Here is a 16,334-nt window from a genome sequence, read left to right as displayed (position 1 = left end):
GGCATTGCATCACGGGCGGAAAATAACCTTGGCCGCCACTTCGCTACGGTCTGCGTAACGCTGGAACATCGAGGGCAACTCGGTGAGTGGCAGGTCGTGGGTGATCATGAATTTCCACTGCAGCTCACCCGAGGCCAGCTTGTCGATGGAGGCGGTCCATTCATCCCCTGGAAACGGTGCGGAAAACGAGTTCCAGGCGCCGTGCAGGGAGATTTCCTGACGCAGAAAGTGCGAAAAAGTCGCGGTGCTCAGCGGCACTTCGCCGGCTGGAATACCGATAAACACCACATGGCCGCCGGCCTTGGTCAATTGCACCGCCTGATTGATGGAGCTGGGGTGACCGGCTGCTTCGATCACCAGTTGGCAACGCGGCAATTCGGCATCCGAAGCGCCACTGAGCAAGGTATGGGTCGCACCAGCCTCGCGGGCCATGGCGAGTTTTTCTTCGGCAATGTCGATGGCCACGATGTCCTTGGCGCCCATGATGCGTAGCCACTGGATCACAAACAGGCCAATCGGCCCACATCCCACCACGGCCCCACTCTGCCCGGCCTTGAAGTCCGACTTCCAGATGGCATGCAGGGCAATCGCCGCCGGGTCCACCAGTGAAGCGGCAATCGGGTCCATACCCTGCGGTACCTTGATCAGGTTGCTCAATGGCACGTTGACGTATTCGGCGTAGGCGCCATCGCGGCGGCTGCCAAAGTAGTCGTAGCGTTCGCAGCGTGACGGGAAGCCACGGGCGTACTGGTCACTGGTCACATCGGGAATCATCGGTGGCACGGTGACCAGTTCGCCGATGGTGTAACCCTCGACACCACTGCCGATCTCTTCGATGAAACCGGCGAACTCGTGGCCGCAGATCAGCGGCATCACATGGGCGCCCTTGCTCAGCATGCGCGGAATATCCGAACCGCATACGCCGCAGGCCGCAACGCGCACCAGGGCGTGGCCAGCTTTTACCGCAGGTTTTGGAACGTCTTCGACCCGGATATCACCCGGTTTGTACATGACGGCAGCTTTCACAGTGAAATCCCCTGTTGGATAGGCAATGAAGTGTTTTCAGCGCGGGTTCAGAGCGCGCCGGGACGGTATTCGCCGAAGGTGGCGTCGTGCTTGATCTCGGCCGCATCGGCCTTGGTCACGACCTTGGTACCGGCATCGACAAACGCCGGGATGGTCTTGCCGCTGATCAGGCCGCGGGCGGCTTCGATCGCGACTTCGCCCAGGTAGCGTGGGTCGTTGAGGGCGGTGGCCACGTACTGGTCACCGTTCTGGATGGCGTTGATGGCTTCCGACAGGCCATCCACACCGGCGACTAGGACGTTTTTCTTGCCGCTTTCATTCAGTACTTGCAGGGCGCCCATGGCCATGTCGTCGTTGTGGGCGATCACTGCCTTGAGGTCGGGGTGGGCTTGCAGCAGGTCTTGCATCGCGGTGACGGCGTTGGCGCGCATGTATTCGCTGTAAGGGCCGTCGATGATCTTGAAGTCGGTACCGGCCAGGGCGGTGTGGAAGCCTTTGCGACGTTCCTTCATCACGGTGCCACCGGCATCGCCTTGAATTTCGATGATCTTGCCGTTGACCACGCCTTTTTGTTTGAGCGCCGCCACCAGCGCCTTGCCGGACAGTTCGCCCATCTCGGCGTTGTTACGGCCAATGGTGGCGGCAACCGGCGCGTTGATGGCACGGTCGACCGCAATGACCGGCACTTTGGCGCGCTTGGCCGCCTCAAGGGAAGCGCCCACGGCATCAGGGTTGACGGCGTTGATGATCAGCACATCGACCTTACGGGTCAGCAGGTCCTGGATATCGTTGTTCTGCTTGCTGATATCACCGTTGGCATCGAGGAAGATCAGCTCGTCGCCGTCCTTGGCCGCTGCGGCCTTGGCGCCGTCGCGCAGCTGTACATAGAACGGGGATTGGAGGGTGACCTGGCTGAAACCGATCTTCAGGTCCTTGGCCTGGGCATTCAACGCCAGCGTCGAGGCCGCGACAGCCAGGGCAAGGGACAGCACATGAACAGGTTTACGGGCTATCTGTAGCATGGTGATTCCTATTTTTATTGTTGTCTGGATTCGGGCACGGCCTTCAGGGAGGTCGTGCTCACAAATGTGAACCGCGATCACATTTGAAAAACTATGCCTTGCGCCCGAAGGTGTCAAGGCTATTTTGTTAGAATCCAAACATCCGATATAAAAATCACACCACCAGTATTGCGCCGCCCTCCCGGATGATCGCCTGCAGGGCCGGGGACAACCCTGGGTCGCTGATGACCCGCTGGAAGTCATTCAATTCAGCAAAATGCGCGGCCCGTACTTGATCGAATTTGCTGTGATCGGCCACCAGCACACAGGTTTGCGCCCGCGCCATCACGCGCTGTTTAACGTCCACCTCATTGAGGTTGTAGCAGGTCACGCCATGGGCAGCGCTGACGCCAGCGGCGGAGATGAACGCCCACGCCACACGGATGCCATCGATGATCCCGGCTTCGGCACGACTTTCGAACACCAGGTTGCGCCGGTCCAGCATCCCGCCACACAGGATCACCGTGCACAAAGGCTTTTGCTGGAGTTTGAGCAGTACGTTGAGGGAGTTGCACAGTGCGGTGAACTCCAGATCATCCGGCAGCGCATCGACGATAAACGGCGTGGTGGTGCCGCAATCGATAAAGATCGTATCGCCTGGACGCACCAGGCTGGCGGCGTGCTGGCCGATCTGGCGCTTCTGGGCAATGTTGCGCAGGTCTTGCTCGGCCACCTGGTAATCCGCCTCCGGCGCACCGCTGCGAGTGACATGGCCGCCCAGCAGACGCAGGCCCTGGGCGTTGTCCGCCAAGTCACGACGCAGGGTCATTTCCGACACGCCCAGCAGCGCGGCCATATCCCGCAGGTGCACCGCCGCCTCGCCTTGCAAGGCGCGGTGCATGGCTTTGAATCGTTCGGTTTTCTTTGAATCCACTGCGTGCTCACCCTGATTGAATGCGGCCGAGTGACAAAACGGCTCACAAAATCCATTTACAATGTTATTTATTTCACATTTAATGCATTCAACTTAACACAAACAGGCTTTTGCCAGCACCCTTCCCCACAGGACTTCTGCCATGCCCCAAGACACCACGCCCCTCGCCGCTTACATCGACCACACCCTGTTGGCCGCCGACGCCTCCCAGGCAAGCGTTCGCCAACTGTGTGACGAAGCGCGTACTTATGGCTTCAAGTCGGTGTGCGTCAACAGCGCCAATGTGCCACTTGCGGTGGAGTGCCTGGCGGGCGCGCCCTCGCTGGTCTGCGCTGTCGTCGGCTTCCCGCTGGGCGCAGGTCTCAGCGCCGCCAAAGCTCAGGAAGCCCACCTGGCCATTGAGGCCGGAGCCCGGGAAATCGATATGGTGCTGAACATCGGCTGGTTGAAGGACGGCCTGCTGGATGCAGTTCGCGACGACATTGCCCTGGTGCTCGACGCCTGCGCCAGCGTGCCGCTGAAAGTGATCCTGGAAACCGGCCTGCTCGATGATCAACAAAAGACCCAGGCCTGCGTGATTTGCCGGGACCTGAACGTCGCCTTCGTCAAGACCTCCACTGGGTTCGGCCATGGCGGCGCCACATTGGCGGACGTGCGCCTGATGCGTGAAGTGGTCGGCCCCGAAATCGGCGTGAAAGCCTCTGGCGGCGTGCGTGACGTGGCGACAGCCCTGGCGATGATTGAAGCCGGCGCCACGCGGTTGGGCAGCAGTTCCGGGATTGCGATTGTGAGTGGTGCCCAGGCAGCAGCGGGGGCTTACTGAAGGTTTGGAGGATTCTTAAAAAAGCTCTGTAGACCACTGATCTACAGAGCTTTTTCCTACCTGCACCAACGCAACAAAGCTGTCATTCGACCTTGCATCAACGCGCCTGGGCCTATATATTCCCAACCCTGCAACATCGCGCTACCGCCCGAATGGCGAAACTGGTAGACGCATGGGACTTAAAATCCCCCGCTCGTAAGGGCGTCCCGGTTCGATTCCGGGTTCGGGCACCATCTCTTGTTCCATGGACAGCCAGTAAAGTCCATAGAACCCTTTAAAACCCGCCGCTTGGCGGGTTTTTTCGTTTATGGCGCTCTCTCGGACTCCAACTGATAAGCATCCAAATGCTCTGCGATGCCAATGACGTCCCGCTTTCACAATTAACCTCCCCCGAACCCCGCTCCAGAGCGTTGTTCAAATGTCGATTGACGACCCCGATAGTTTGCAACCGAGAGCGTCATCAAACCCCTTCGATTGAAATACCTAAGTTTAGATTCGGCTTTATCAACGTCATTGACTTCCAAGCCTTCGCTCATTCACTCACGGCAATCAGACCGGGTCACTTAAAACAATAAAGCCAAGAGAACAGCAACCCCTAGCGTGTTATTGGCGGCATTGGGTTGGAGCACAACGCCACAACTTGACTCTCCACCCTTGAAGTTCCTCCGCGCTCAGTACGCAAGCACCCGAGCCACGCACAGGGCCGGGTAGAACGCCGGGGCGCGCCTGCAGAAGCCGCGCCTGGAGGGTGTTGCGCCACTGACTTATCAACGGTGAAAAGCTCAATTTGGGCGATTATCGAACATTATCCCATTTCAACGCTTGTCTGGCCGGCGCGCAAAGCTATGATGGCCGTCAGCAAAAACAGCCCGAACAATAACAATCGAAACGTATATATCCGCAACTAACCCGTTACCGGCTAGTTGGCCTTGGGTATAACTTTTCGCGCCATCGTCTTATGCACTCAGGTGTACCGCGAGGTTGCTGTGACATCCACTTCCGAGAAAATTGCCGTTATCGGTGCGGGCAGTATTGGCCTGGCTTTTACACTTCTGTTCACCCAGGCCGGTTATACAGTCCATCTTTATGACAGCCATGAAGATGCATTGAGCCAGGCCAAAGACAAACTGTTCAAACAAGCCACGCTACTGTCCGACAGCGGCTTCCTGAACGGTCGTGTTGACGATGTCTGCGCACGGGTAAGCCTGCATGACACCCTGGCCAGCGCCGTTGAAGACGTCATCTTTGTACAGGAATGCGTGCTGGAAACCCTGGCGATCAAACAAGCCGTGTTTCAACAACTGGAGCAGCACGCGCCACCCACGGCGGTGTTTGCCAGTTCATCCTCGGCACTGCCCTCCTCCGCCTTTTGCCAGCACCTGGACTGCGCGCCGCGCTGCCTGGTGGGTCACCCCGGCAACCCGCCGTTCCTGATCCCGGTGATCGAGATTGTGCCCTCACCGCACACCGCTGCGGCCAGTGTTGAACGGGCTCGCCAGATCTACACGCGTTGCGCGTTGAAACCTGTGGTGCTCAACAGGGAAATCAAAGGGTTCATTTTCAACCGCCTGCAAGGCGCCGTGCTGCGCGAAGCCTACAGCCTGGTGGATGACGGCGTCGCCAGCGTCGAAGACATCGATACGGTGGTCAAGCACGGGCTGGGCCTGCGCTGGTCGGTGATCGGCCCGTTCGAAACCTCGGACCTCAACTACCGCGGCGGCATTACCGACCATGCCCAGCGCATGGGCCAGGCCTATGCGGACATGGCTGCCGAGCGCACCGACACAGCGCCCTGGCGCGCCGAACTGGTGGCTGAAGTCGCCCACCAACGCCGCGCGCTGTTGCCCCTGGAGCAGTGGGCCGCCCGCGTTGCCTGGCGCGACCGTGAGCTGCTGGCCCTGCGCGTGGCCAAGCGGTCACGCGAGCAACAAGACTAACCCCCTCCTGCAACACCGTTTCAGTGCATGCCAACATAAAAATAATCGGAGACACCCCGTGAATCACGACACCGAACAGGACAAGGCCCGCAAGGCCAAAAAGGCAGGTATCGCCTCCTTCATCGGCACCACCGTCGAGTGGTATGACTTCTACGCCTACAGCACCGCCGCCGCGCTGGTGCTGGGCAAGCTGTTCTTTCCGGCCTCTTCGGCCCTCACCGGCACCCTGGCCGCATTCGCGACCTTCTGGATCGGCTTCCTGGCCCGTCCACTGGGCGGCATCATCTTCGGGCACATGGGTGACAAGATCGGCCGCAAGAAAACCCTGGTCATCACGCTGATGCTGATGGGGGTGTGCACCACGGCCATCGGCCTGTTACCCACCTACCAAACCATCGGGATTGCCGCGCCCATCACCTTGGTGATACTGCGCTTGCTGCAAGGCATTGCCATGGGCGGCGAATGGGGCGGCGCGGTGGTGCTGGCCTCGGAGCATGCGCCCAAGGGCAAAGGGATTTTCTATGCAGCGTTCGCCCAGCAAGGCTCGCCCGCCGGTAACCTGCTGGCGACCCTGGCGTTCCTCGCCTGCTCCACGCTGCCCGATGAGCAGTTTGTGAGTTGGGGCTGGCGCGTGCCGTTCCTGATGTCAGCGGTGCTGGTGCTGGTGGGCCTGTTTATCCGCATGAGCGTTGAGGAGTCCCCAGAAATGGAAGCCCTCAAACAACAGAACAAAGTGGTCAAGCTGCCGATTGCCGAACTGCTGCGCAATCACAAGGCGATCATTGCCATGGGGGTGGGGGCCTGCGTGATCGCGCTATCGGCTACGTACTTCAAGACCACCTTTGCGCTGTCCTGGGCAGTGAACTCCGTCGGTTTTGACCGTACCAGCTTCCTCGGCGTGATTTCGTTCGCCATCCTGGTGCAGTTCTTTGTGCAACCCTTTGGCGCCATCCTCGCCACCCGTATCGACCTGAAAAAAGCCGTGCTGTGGATGCTGCTGCCGGAAATCATCGCCATGCCGATCATGTTCTACCTGATCGACACCGGCTCCATCGGCTGGGCGATGTTCGGCATGGCGCTGGCCTCCATCCCGCATTCGATGTACTACGCCGCCATGGCCGGCATCCTGGTCAAGGGCTTCCCGGCCAACGTGCGTTACTCCGGAATCTCGCTGTGCTACCAGCTGTGCGGCATGTTGTTCGCGGGCACCACGCCGATTGTCGGCCAGTTCCTGTTCGGCCTCACGGGCACCATCGTGCCGGTCATTGCCCTGGCCGTTACCCATGTGTTGATCACTATCGTCTGCGCGCTGATGCTGATTTCCCGGATTGGCACCCTGCCCGCCACTGAGCACCAAGCCAGCGCCGTGTCGGCGACCAAACCCAAGTCAGCACTGGCTTGATGGCGACCCAGTTGCTCCTACTTCAATTTGCAGTGGAATGATCATGACTATACAACGCGTACTCATCACTGGCGGCGCTTCAGGAATCGGTGCGGCCATTGTCGAACGCTGCCTGGCGGAGGGCTACGAGCCCGTGGTCATCGACCGGGTGGGCAATGGCATCATTGCCGACCTGTCCTCGCCAGAGGCCACTGCCGTGGCCCTGCAGGAAGCCCTCAAGGGCGGGCCTATTACCCGCCTGGTCAACAATGTGGGCATCGTGGTGCCCGCCAGCGTCGAGAAACAGACCCTGGCCGAACTCGAACTGGCCGTATCGTTGAACCTGCGCTGCGCCCTGCAATGCCTGCAGGCGCTGCTGCCCGGCATGCAGGCAGCCGGTTTTGGCCGGGTACTGAATGTATCGTCCCGCGCCGCCCTGGGCAAGGACCTGCGCAGTGCCTATGCCGCCACCAAGGCTGGCCTGCTGGGGTTTACCCGGGTCTGGGCGTTGGAGCTGGGCGAGCATGGCATCACCTGCAACGCCATCGGCCCTGGCCCGATCAGCACCGAACTGTTCAACAAAGCCAACCCGCCGGGCGCGCCGCGCACGCAAAAGATCATCGACTCGATCCCCCTCAAGCGCATCGGGCTGCCTGAAGACGTGGCGCAATCGGCGGCGTTTTTCCTCGATGAACGCAGCGGCTTCATCACCGGCCAGACCCTGTATGTGTGCGGCGGCATGACCGTTGGTTTCGCACCGGTCTGAACCCACGTTTCCAACGACTTTGAAACCTTCCCAGGAGGGCCATGTGCTCGATAAAACCGATACATCCATAAAGGCCGCGGTCAGCCAGATCCCCGACGGTGCCACCATCATGATTGGCGGCTTCGGCCCCGCCGGGCAACCCGCCGAATTGATCGACGCACTGATCGAACACGGCGCGCGGGACCTGGTGCTGGTCAGCAACAACGCCGGCAATGGCGACTACGGCCTGGCGGCGCTGCTCAAGTCTGGCCAGGTGCGCAAGATTTTTTGCTCGTTCCCACGCCAGGCGGACTCCTGGGTGTTCGACGGTCTGTATCGCGCCGGCAAGATCGAGCTGGAGGTTGTCCCCCAGGGCAACCTGGCCTGCCGTATCCAGGCCGCTGGCTCGGGCCTGGGCGCGGTGTTCACGCCTACCGGCTACGGCACCCTGCTCGCCGAAGGCAAGGAGACCCGCGAGATCGACGGCAAGCATTATGTGCTGGAGTACCCGATCAAGGCCGACTTCGCCTTGATCAAGGCCTATCAGGGCGACCGCTGGGGCAACCTGGTGTATCGCAAGTCGGCGCGCAACTTCGGCCCGATCATGGCCATGGCCGCCACGACCACCATTGCCCAAGTGAGCGAAATCGTCGAACTGGGCGCCCTTGACCCGGAGCACATCGTGACCCCAGGCATTTTCGTGCAGCACGTGGTGCGGGTCGGCACCGCCCAACCGGCCAAGGAGGTTTAACCCATGCCTTACACCAAGCTTTCCCGCGACGCCATTGCCCAACGGGTGGCCCAGGACATTCCCGAAGGCGCCTACGTCAACCTGGGCATCGGCCTGCCGACGAAAATTGCCAGTTACCTGCCGGCCGACAAGGACATCTTCCTGCACTCGGAAAACGGCCTGCTCGCATTCGGCCCGCCTCCCGCCAAAGGTGAGGAAGACCCTGAGCTGATCAACGCCGGCAAAGAGTTCGTGACCATGCTCAAGGGCGGCAGCTTCTTCCACCACGGCGATTCGTTCGCGATGATGCGCGGCGGGCACCTGGATATCTGTGTATTGGGCGCCTTCCAGGTGGCCAGCAACGGCGACCTGGCCAACTGGCACACCGGTGAACCGGATGCCATCCCCGCCGTGGGCGGCGCCATGGACCTGGCCATCGGCGCCAAGAAAGTCTTCGTCGTGACCGAGCACCTGACCCGCCAGGGCGAGCCGAAAATCGTCGAACAGCTGAGCTACCCCGTCACCGGCATTGGTTGTGTTGACCGCATCTACTCGGACCTGTGTGTGATCGACGTCACCGACACCGGCCTGCAGGTGATCGAAATCATCCCAGGGCTGAGCTTTGCCGAGCTGCAAGGCCTGACAGGCGCACACCTGCTTGACGCCACCGCCGCGTAACACCAGGCCTGTGGCGGGGGCCTGCGCCTTTGCCACAGGTGGCTTTTAGCTCCTACAGGTGGCCGACCGACCGGCGCGCGGGTATTCTCAACTGCCGGCTTGAGCGATGAGCTCAAGCAATCAGAGACAGCCCCTTACCGGAGGTCCACGATGAATCCCCACAGCACAGCCCTTGTCCTGATCGAATTCCAAAACGATTTCACCACCCAAGGCGGCGTATTCCACGACGCCGTCAAAGACGTCATGCACACCACAGACATGCTGGCCAACACGGCGGCCACGGTGCAGCAGGCACGCAAGCTCGGTGTAAAGATCATCCACCTGCCAATTCAGTTCGCCGAGGGTTACCCGGAGCTGACCACGCGTGACTATGGGATCCTCAAGGGCGTAGCCGATGGCAGTGCTTTTCGCAGTGGCAGTTGGGGCGCCGAGATCAGCGAGGCGGTGGGACGGGAGCGCGACGATTTGCTTGTGGAGGGCAAGCGCGGGCTGGATGGGTTTGCTACCACGGGGTTGGACCTGGTACTGCGCAACAACGGTATCCAGAACCTGGTGGTGGCAGGGTTTCTGACCAACTGCTGCGTCGAGGGGACGGTGCGCTCAGGGTATGAGAAAGGCTACAACGTGGTGACCTTGTCCGATTGCACCGCCACTTTTACCGACGAGCAGCAACACGCAGCAGAGCATTTCACCTTACCGATGTTTTCCCTGGTGCTGCGGCACACAGAGTTCCTGGACGCGCTCAGCCGTTGAGCGTGATACCCGAATACACCGCACGCCGACGCGGTTGTTGCTGCCAGGCCAGCTGCGCCTGTACACGGGCGACCGCCTCCAGCACCTTCTGCGCCCACTGCTCGTCGTCCGGCTGCACCACCACGACGCGAAAACCGTGGTCATGGCCTTCGATCTGCACGCCTTCGGAATCATCCACATGCAGGTCGATATCAAATGCCGTCGGCAGTTTGGAGGGAGCATTCGACAGCCCGCGCGCGGCCAGGGCATGGCCGTGGCGCACGCTGTTGACCACGCCATCGACATGGATGCCATACAGCAACAGCCAGCGGCGGATGTAGGCCGGCGTACGCCCCGACGAGGTGTAGACCCAGATGCTGCAGTTCTGGCGGCGCAATTCACGGATCAGGGCGCGGGTGCCATTGCGCAATGGCTCGCCCAACCAGCGGTGCACGCACTCCGGCAACTTGCTGTCTTCAGCGGCACTGTGATGGGGCTGGCAGGCCAGGGTGTCATCGATATCAAACGAAATGCGCACGCGCTGGCGCTTGAACACGGTGTTCATGGTGCTGAGCACTGGATTGCTTGCCATCAGTGGCCACCCTGATAAACGGACACCGGGCCATCCGCGAGGAAAAATTTAGCCGGGTCAGGGGCGTTATCTTCCAGGAATGCCGCGTATTTTTTCTTGATCTTGGGCAATTCGTACAAAGCTTTCACACCATGTTTAGCGGAGTTACGGATGACCGACGACGGGTTGAAGTAGCCCTCGGCGTTGTCCAACGTCAGCACAAACGGCGACAGCCCCTCACGCATCAGCAAATAGCTGACGATCAGCGAACCGCTGCGGTGGTTGCCTTCGATAAACAACTGCGGCTTGCTCAGGACCCGCACATACACCCCAGCGGCGCGCTTCCACACCGACTCGTTGTGGTGCTTGCAGTACCAGCTGTGCAAGTCCTTGATGCCGCCTTCCACATTATTGAAAAAGTGTTGCTCGGTGGCCGCCAGGTGCTGGGCGTATTCGAGCCGGCGCACCGGGTCTTTGCCACAGAGCACGGTGGCGTTGATCTCCAGCATGAGGTTCAGCTGCTGCAGGTCAAACAGGTCCACATCCCGCGCGACATACTCGTCAATCAGGGCATAGCCTTCAAGCACATTTTGCAACACCTCATCGGTCAAGGGGTCGCGTGGCTCGTCAAAGTCCCGGCTCAGCGCAGCAAAACGGCGCTGCACCTCCCGCAGTGCACGTTCAATGGCGTCCAGATCAAGACGACGTGTTGCAATCATTGGCAATCCTGAAAAACGCTGCATGGAAATCAGCTGAACTTGCCGCTGATGTAGTCGCCAGTCATTTGTTCCCGTGGGTTTTCGAAGATCTGGGCCGTCGGCCCCATCTCCACCAGGTAACCGGTGCGAGTGCCCTGGGAAATATCCACCGAGAAAAACGCGGTGGTGTCTGCTACACGGATCGCCTGCTGCATGTTGTGAGTTACCAGTGCGATGGTGTAGTCCTTTTTCAACTCCACCATCAGCTCTTCAACGCGGCGCGTGGCGATGGGGTCGAGTGCCGAGCAGGGTTCGTCCAGCAACAGCACTTCCGGCTCGGTGGCGATCGCGCGGGCAATACACAGGCGTTGTTGCTGGCCGCCGGACAGCGACAGGCCGCTGACCTTGAGCTTGTCCTTGACCTCATCCCACAGCGCAGCGCCTTGCAGGGCGTGCTTGACGCGGTCGCCCAGGTCGCCCTTGTAGCGGTTCAGGCGCAGGCCAAACGCCACGTTGTCGAAGATGCTCATCGAGAACGGGTTGGGCTGCTGGAACACCATGCCGATGTAGCGGCGCACCACCACCGGGTCTACGCCTTTGCCGTACACGTCCTGGCCGAGGAAGTGCACATGGCCCTCGAAACGAAAGCCCTTCACCAGGTCATTCATGCGGTTGAGGCTGCGCAGCACGGTGGATTTGCCACAACCGGACGGACCGATGAAACCGGTGATCTTGTTCTTTTCAATCGGCACGTGGCTGTCACGCACGGCCATGAAGTTGCCGTAGAAAATCTTGTCCAGCTTGCAGTCCATGACCACAGGCGACTCGGTGATAAACGGAGCGGCTATTTGCGCAGTAGAGGCGTTCAAGATTCAGATGCTCCCTTCTTAGTACTTTGGCTTGCCGAAGATACGGCTCACGATATTCACGACCAGCACGATCATTACCAGCACCAACGAGGCCGCCCAGGCGAGCTCCAGCTGGTTGTCAAATGGCATGCCGGAGAAGTTGTAGATCAGCACCGCCAGGGAGGCCGTGGGGTTCATGACCGCCAGGCTGCCGTCGTGGTAGATCCAGTAGTTGCTGAACAACGCGGTGAACAACAACGGTGCGGTTTCGCCAGCGGCGCGGGCCACGGCCAACATCACGCCCGTCAGAATGGCCGGCAGGCCGGTGGGCAGGATGATTTTCCAGATCACCTGGGAGCGTGTGCAGCCCATGCCGTAGGCGGCGTCCTTCATGATCTTGGGCACCATGCGCATCGACTCTTCAGCGGTCAGCACCACGATGGGCAGCATCAGCACCGCCAGCGCCACACCACCGGCCGGGGCCGAGTAGGTGCCCGTGGTCATCACCACCAGGGCGTAGGCGAATACACCGGCCAGGATCGACGGCAGGCCGGTGAGCATCTTGGCGGCAAAGCGTGCGGAGTTGGCCAGCTTGCTTTCCGGGCCCAGTTCAGCCAGGAAGATCGCGGCCAGGATGCCCACGGGCACTGCGATGGCAGCGGCAATGCCGACCATCACAAAGGTACCGGCCATGGCGTTACCAAAACCGCCGCCAGTCTCGAAACCGGTGGGTGGCAGTTCGGTGAACACTTCCAGGCTCAGGCGGGCACCGCCTCGGGTGATCAGCATGTACAGCACGGAAATCAGCGGTACGGCGGCCAGCAGCGCCCCGCCCCACACCAGGGTGGTCAGCACCAGGCTGCGCAGGGCGCGGCCTTCGAACTTGCGCTGCAGGCTCGGCATGGCTTTGATAGGGGACGTCAGGTTAGTCATGATTTTTGACCCCGTTGTGCGTAGAGCATGATCATCGAGCCGAGGACGTTCACCAGCAGCGTGATAAACATCAGCACCAGGGCGGCGTACATCAACACTTCGATTTCAGTCGGGCCGGCTTCGGGGAAGTTCAGCGCCAGCAAGGCCGCCAGGGTATTGGCCGGGGCAAACAGCGACAGCGAGATGTTGTTGGCGTTACCCACCAGCATGGCCAGGGCCATGGTTTCACCCAGGGCGCGCCCCAGGCCCAGCACCAGGGAGCCGAAGATGCCAGTGGCCGCAGACGGCACCATGACCTTGAGGATCGCTTCCCAGTGGGTGGTGCCCATGCCGTAGGCCGCTTGCTTGGTTTTCATCGGGACCGCCGTGAGGGCGTCCTGGGAGACCGCTGCAATGGTCGGCAGAATCATGATGGCCAGTACCAGCGCCGCCGGGAGCAAACCCGGACCGCTCAGGGACGTGCCGAAAAAAGGAATCCAGCCCAGCTCAGTGTTCAGCCATGCAGTCAGCGGGCGGATGGCCGGGATGACCACATAAATGCCCCACAGGCCGTAGACGACGCTGGGGATGGCTGCGAGCAATTCAACGATGGTGCGAAACACCGCCGCCAGTTTTGCCGGCAGGAAATCCTGGGTGAGGAAGATCGCCATGCTGACGCCAAAGAAGCCCGCGATCAGCAGCGCGATAAACGCACTGTAAAGGGTGCCCCAAATCGCCGGCAGGATGCCGTACTTGCCTTGGTTAACGTCCCAGACGCTACCGAAAATCACGTCCAGGCCGTGTTTTTCCATGCCTGGCAGCGCCTTGCGCCCTACCTCGAACACCAGCGCGAAGACCAGCGCCAGCACCAGCACCACGCCAATGCGCGCGAGCCCACGGAAGGTGCGATCGACCAGGAAGTCTTTGGTAGACGGTGGCCGGCATGCAGAATCCGGGTTAACCGGTACGACAAAAGGTGTGTTCATGGGCTAATTCCGGAACAGGGGGGAAACTCGTTCGGCGTGGCGGTCTGCACACGCCGAAGGAGGTCTCGCGAGCCTTACTGGATGTTGGCGGAAGCTTTACGCACCTGATCGACGACCGACTTCGGGAGTGGGATGTAGCCCATCGAATCAGCGATCTTCTGGCCTTCGGTCAGGCTGTACTCGACCATTTCACGCATGGCCTTGGCCTTGGCCGGGTTGCCGTTGTCCTTGCGGAAGATCATCCAGGTGTAGGTGGTGATCGGGTAGGACTTGGCACCGGCCGGGTCTGGCAGCCAGGCAATCAGGTTTTCCGGCATGGTCACGGCGGCCAGCGCTTCGGCACCGCTTTCGGCGTTAGGCACTACATAGTGACCTGCCTTGTTTTGCAGTTCGGCGAAGTCGACCTTGGCCAGTTTGGCGAAGCCGTATTCGATGTAGCCGATGGCGCCTGGGGTCTGGCGCACGGTGGCGGTTACACCGTCGTTTTTCGGCGACTTGATGAACTTGTCAGTGGCCGGCCAGTTGACGGTGTTGCCTTCACCCAGTGCAGTCTTGAACTCGGCGTTGATGGCGGCCAGGTGCTTGGTGAACACAGCAGTGGTACCGCTGGAGTCGGCACGTACAACCACGGTGATCGGCGTGTCAGTCAGCTTGATGCCTGGGTTGGCGGCAACGATCTGCGGGTCGTTCCACTTAGTGATCTTGCCCAGGAAGATATTGGAGTACACGTCACGCGGCAGCTTCAGACCCTTCGGGTTGCCCGGCAGGTTGTACGCCAGCACGATTTCGCCCGCGGTCATCGGCAGCAATTGAGCGCCTTCGGCCACTTTGGCGATGTCTTCGTCTTTCATGGCCGAGTCGCTGGCGGCGAAGTCGACGGTCTTGTTCAGGAAGTCTTGCACACCTGCGCCGCTGCCCTTGGATTGGTAGTCAACGGTGACGCCTTCGGTTTTCTTGCTGAAATCCTTGAACCAGGTGAGGTAGATCGGCGCTGGGAAACTGGCGCCGGAGCCGGTCAAGCGGATGCTTTCGGCAGCAAACACCGAGGAGGCACTCAGGGAAACCGCGACGGCGAGTGCAGCAGACTTCATCAGACGTTTCATTCAGGAAAATCCTTGTGATTTCGGGCTCGGGCACTCTGCAACATTCTTGTTACGCTTTTATGAATGCGGAATGGCAAATCGCCTTGTTTCCGCCTGAACCGTCCTCAATAAGGCCTTTTGATGTCATTGGTTGGTAACAAATTGCGACTAAGACTTTGCCATCCCCCACCATGTGAGCTACGCCCATGTCCTCCGTAGAAGACGCCTTGATGCAGCGCATCCACCGCGAATTGCTGGATCACAGCGACGAAGAGCTGGAACTGGAACTGTCCGAAGACGGGCATGACCTGAACGCGTTGTTCGATGAGCACGTCGGTGAAAGCCCCGAAAAAGCCGCCCGCCGGATTTATTTCAGTGAGCTGTTCCGCCTGCAGGGCGAACTGGTGAAATTGCAGAGTTGGGTGGTGAAGACCGGCCACAAAGTGGTGATCCTGTTTGAAGGCCGCGATGCTGCCGGTAAAGGTGGCGTGATCAAGCGCATCACGCAGCGCCTCAACCCGCGAGTGTGCCGGGTGGCCGCCCTGCCCGCGCCAAACGACCGGGAACAGACCCAGTGGTACTTCCAGCGCTACGTATCGCACTTGCCGGCGGCGGGTGAAATCGTGCTGTTCGACCGCAGTTGGTACAACCGCGCGGGCGTCGAGCAGGTGATGGGCTTTTGCAATGACGACCAGTACGAGGAGTTCTTTCGCACCGTGCCGGAATTCGAACGCATGCTCGCCCGCTCCGGGATCCAGTTGATCAAGTACTGGTTTTCCATCTCCGACCAGGAGCAGCACCTGCGCTTCTTGAGCCGCATCCACGACCCGCTCAAGCAGTGGAAGCTCAGCCCCATGGACCTGGAATCGCGCCGACGCTGGGAGGCCTACACCAAGGCCAAGGAAATCATGCTGGAGCGCACCCACATCGCCGAGGCGCCGTGGTGGGTGGTGCAAGCCGATGACAAGAAGAAGGCGCGCCTGAACTGCATCAGCCACTTGCTGGGGCAAATGCCCTATGAAGAAGTTGAATTGCCGGTAATTGAACTGCCGCAACGTGTGCGGCACGAGGAATACTCCCGCAGCCCGACGCCGCCGGAACTGATCGTGCCACAGCTTTACTGAGCCAAACACTCAGTGGGGCTGGGGATGTGCTCAGTCTTCAAGCCCTGCACACGTCTAAATGTGGAAGCTGTCGAGCTTTAGCGAGGCTGCGAAGGCGGTGGTACTGCTGGCAACTATCCTGCGCCT

Annotated in this window: 17 protein-coding genes and 1 tRNA gene; 9 read left to right on the top strand and 9 right to left on the bottom strand. The window is 60.4% G+C overall.

The features are described 5' to 3' along the window. Nucleotides 1-9: 9 nt before the first annotated feature. From DYL59_RS18160 to deoR, 3 genes are all read right to left on the bottom strand, one after another. Entirely contained in the window at nt 10-1,026 is a 1,017-nt protein-coding gene (locus DYL59_RS18160) for a galactitol-1-phosphate 5-dehydrogenase (protein WP_238340711.1), read from the bottom strand. Nucleotides 1,027-1,073: 47 nt separating this feature from the next. Next, nucleotides 1,074-2,048 carry a substrate-binding domain-containing protein gene (locus DYL59_RS18155; protein ID WP_135290397.1) on the bottom strand — a complete coding sequence of 325 codons (975 nt, stop codon included), beginning with the start codon at nt 2,046-2,048 and terminating at the stop codon, nt 1,074-1,076. 154 nt (nt 2,049-2,202) lie between these two features. Continuing rightward, entirely contained in the window at nt 2,203-2,961 is a 759-nt protein-coding gene (deoR, locus tag DYL59_RS18150) for a DNA-binding transcriptional repressor DeoR (protein WP_135290396.1), read from the bottom strand. A 142-nt stretch (nt 2,962-3,103) separates the two neighbouring features. Here deoR and deoC point away from each other — a divergent pair, with 142 nt between their 5' ends. The 8 genes from deoC (at nt 3,104) to DYL59_RS18110 (ending at nt 10,008) form a co-directional block, all read left to right on the top strand. Then, entirely contained in the window at nt 3,104-3,784 is a 681-nt protein-coding gene (gene deoC / locus DYL59_RS18145) for a deoxyribose-phosphate aldolase (RefSeq protein ID WP_135290395.1), read from the top strand. A 146-nt stretch (nt 3,785-3,930) separates the two neighbouring features. Next, nucleotides 3,931-4,017: transfer RNA gene (locus DYL59_RS18140), tRNA-Leu, on the top strand. A 753-nt stretch (nt 4,018-4,770) separates the two neighbouring features. Further along, on the top strand, nt 4,771-5,721 hold the full coding sequence (locus DYL59_RS18135; RefSeq protein ID WP_202877202.1) for a 3-hydroxyacyl-CoA dehydrogenase: 951 nt from the start codon (nt 4,771-4,773) through the stop codon (nt 5,719-5,721). 58 nt (nt 5,722-5,779) lie between these two features. Continuing rightward, a complete protein-coding gene (locus tag DYL59_RS18130; RefSeq protein ID WP_135290393.1) occupies nt 5,780-7,123 on the top strand; it encodes an MFS transporter in 1,344 nt (447 codons plus the stop codon). A gap of 43 nt (nt 7,124-7,166) precedes the next feature. Beyond that, complete coding sequence (locus DYL59_RS18125) at nt 7,167-7,868, top strand: SDR family oxidoreductase (RefSeq protein ID WP_135290392.1); 702 nt, start codon at nt 7,167-7,169, stop codon at nt 7,866-7,868. Nucleotides 7,869-7,911: 43 nt separating this feature from the next. Further along, entirely contained in the window at nt 7,912-8,598 is a 687-nt protein-coding gene (locus DYL59_RS18120; protein WP_135290391.1) for a 3-oxoacid CoA-transferase subunit A, read from the top strand. A gap of 3 nt (nt 8,599-8,601) precedes the next feature. Further along, nucleotides 8,602-9,255: a 3-oxoacid CoA-transferase subunit B gene (locus DYL59_RS18115; protein ID WP_135290390.1), complete on the top strand. Its 654-nt coding sequence runs from the start codon at nt 8,602-8,604 to the stop codon at nt 9,253-9,255. A 150-nt stretch (nt 9,256-9,405) separates the two neighbouring features. Then, nucleotides 9,406-10,008 carry a cysteine hydrolase family protein gene (locus tag DYL59_RS18110; RefSeq protein ID WP_135290389.1) on the top strand — a complete coding sequence of 201 codons (603 nt, stop codon included), beginning with the start codon at nt 9,406-9,408 and terminating at the stop codon, nt 10,006-10,008. Here the strand turns inward: DYL59_RS18110 and DYL59_RS18105 are convergent. The 6 genes from DYL59_RS18105 to pstS all read right to left on the bottom strand — a co-directional run bounded on the left by DYL59_RS18105 (nt 9,998) and on the right by pstS (nt 15,105). Continuing rightward, nucleotides 9,998-10,579, bottom strand: a complete 582-nt coding sequence (locus DYL59_RS18105) for a hypothetical protein (RefSeq protein ID WP_135290388.1) — start codon at nt 10,577-10,579, stop codon at nt 9,998-10,000. The two genes, DYL59_RS18110 and DYL59_RS18105, sit on opposite strands and share 11 nt — an antisense overlap. Then, complete coding sequence (locus tag DYL59_RS18100; protein WP_135290387.1) at nt 10,579-11,277, bottom strand: hypothetical protein; 699 nt, start codon at nt 11,275-11,277, stop codon at nt 10,579-10,581. The genes DYL59_RS18105 and DYL59_RS18100 overlap by 1 nt, the downstream gene beginning before the upstream one ends. Before the next feature lie 29 nt (nt 11,278-11,306). After that, nucleotides 11,307-12,068 (bottom strand): phosphate ABC transporter ATP-binding protein PstB, encoded by a 762-nt coding sequence (gene pstB, locus DYL59_RS18095; protein WP_010210300.1) that lies wholly within the window; start codon nt 12,066-12,068, stop codon nt 11,307-11,309. A 75-nt stretch (nt 12,069-12,143) separates the two neighbouring features. Further along, nucleotides 12,144-13,037, bottom strand: coding sequence for a phosphate ABC transporter permease PstA (pstA, locus tag DYL59_RS18090; protein ID WP_135290385.1), 894 nt, complete (start codon nt 13,035-13,037; stop codon nt 12,144-12,146). Further along, nucleotides 13,034-14,002, bottom strand: a complete 969-nt coding sequence (gene pstC / locus DYL59_RS18085; RefSeq protein ID WP_135290384.1) for a phosphate ABC transporter permease subunit PstC — start codon at nt 14,000-14,002, stop codon at nt 13,034-13,036. The genes pstA and pstC overlap by 4 nt, the downstream gene beginning before the upstream one ends. A 74-nt stretch (nt 14,003-14,076) precedes the next feature. Then, nucleotides 14,077-15,105 (bottom strand): phosphate ABC transporter substrate-binding protein PstS, encoded by a 1,029-nt coding sequence (pstS, locus tag DYL59_RS18080; RefSeq protein WP_135290383.1) that lies wholly within the window; start codon nt 15,103-15,105, stop codon nt 14,077-14,079. A 185-nt stretch (nt 15,106-15,290) separates the two neighbouring features. Here pstS and ppk2 point away from each other — a divergent pair, with 185 nt between their 5' ends. Beyond that, nucleotides 15,291-16,208 carry a polyphosphate kinase 2 gene (ppk2, locus tag DYL59_RS18075; protein ID WP_135290382.1) on the top strand — a complete coding sequence of 306 codons (918 nt, stop codon included), beginning with the start codon at nt 15,291-15,293 and terminating at the stop codon, nt 16,206-16,208. Nucleotides 16,209-16,334: the final 126 nt, after the last annotated feature.

It is taken from the genome of Pseudomonas kairouanensis (assembly GCF_004682055.1).
GTDB lineage: Bacteria > Pseudomonadota > Gammaproteobacteria > Pseudomonadales > Pseudomonadaceae > Aquipseudomonas > Aquipseudomonas kairouanensis.
The sequence above is the reverse complement of the archived record's forward strand: the minus strand, read 5'-3'. Positions and strand labels throughout refer to the sequence as shown.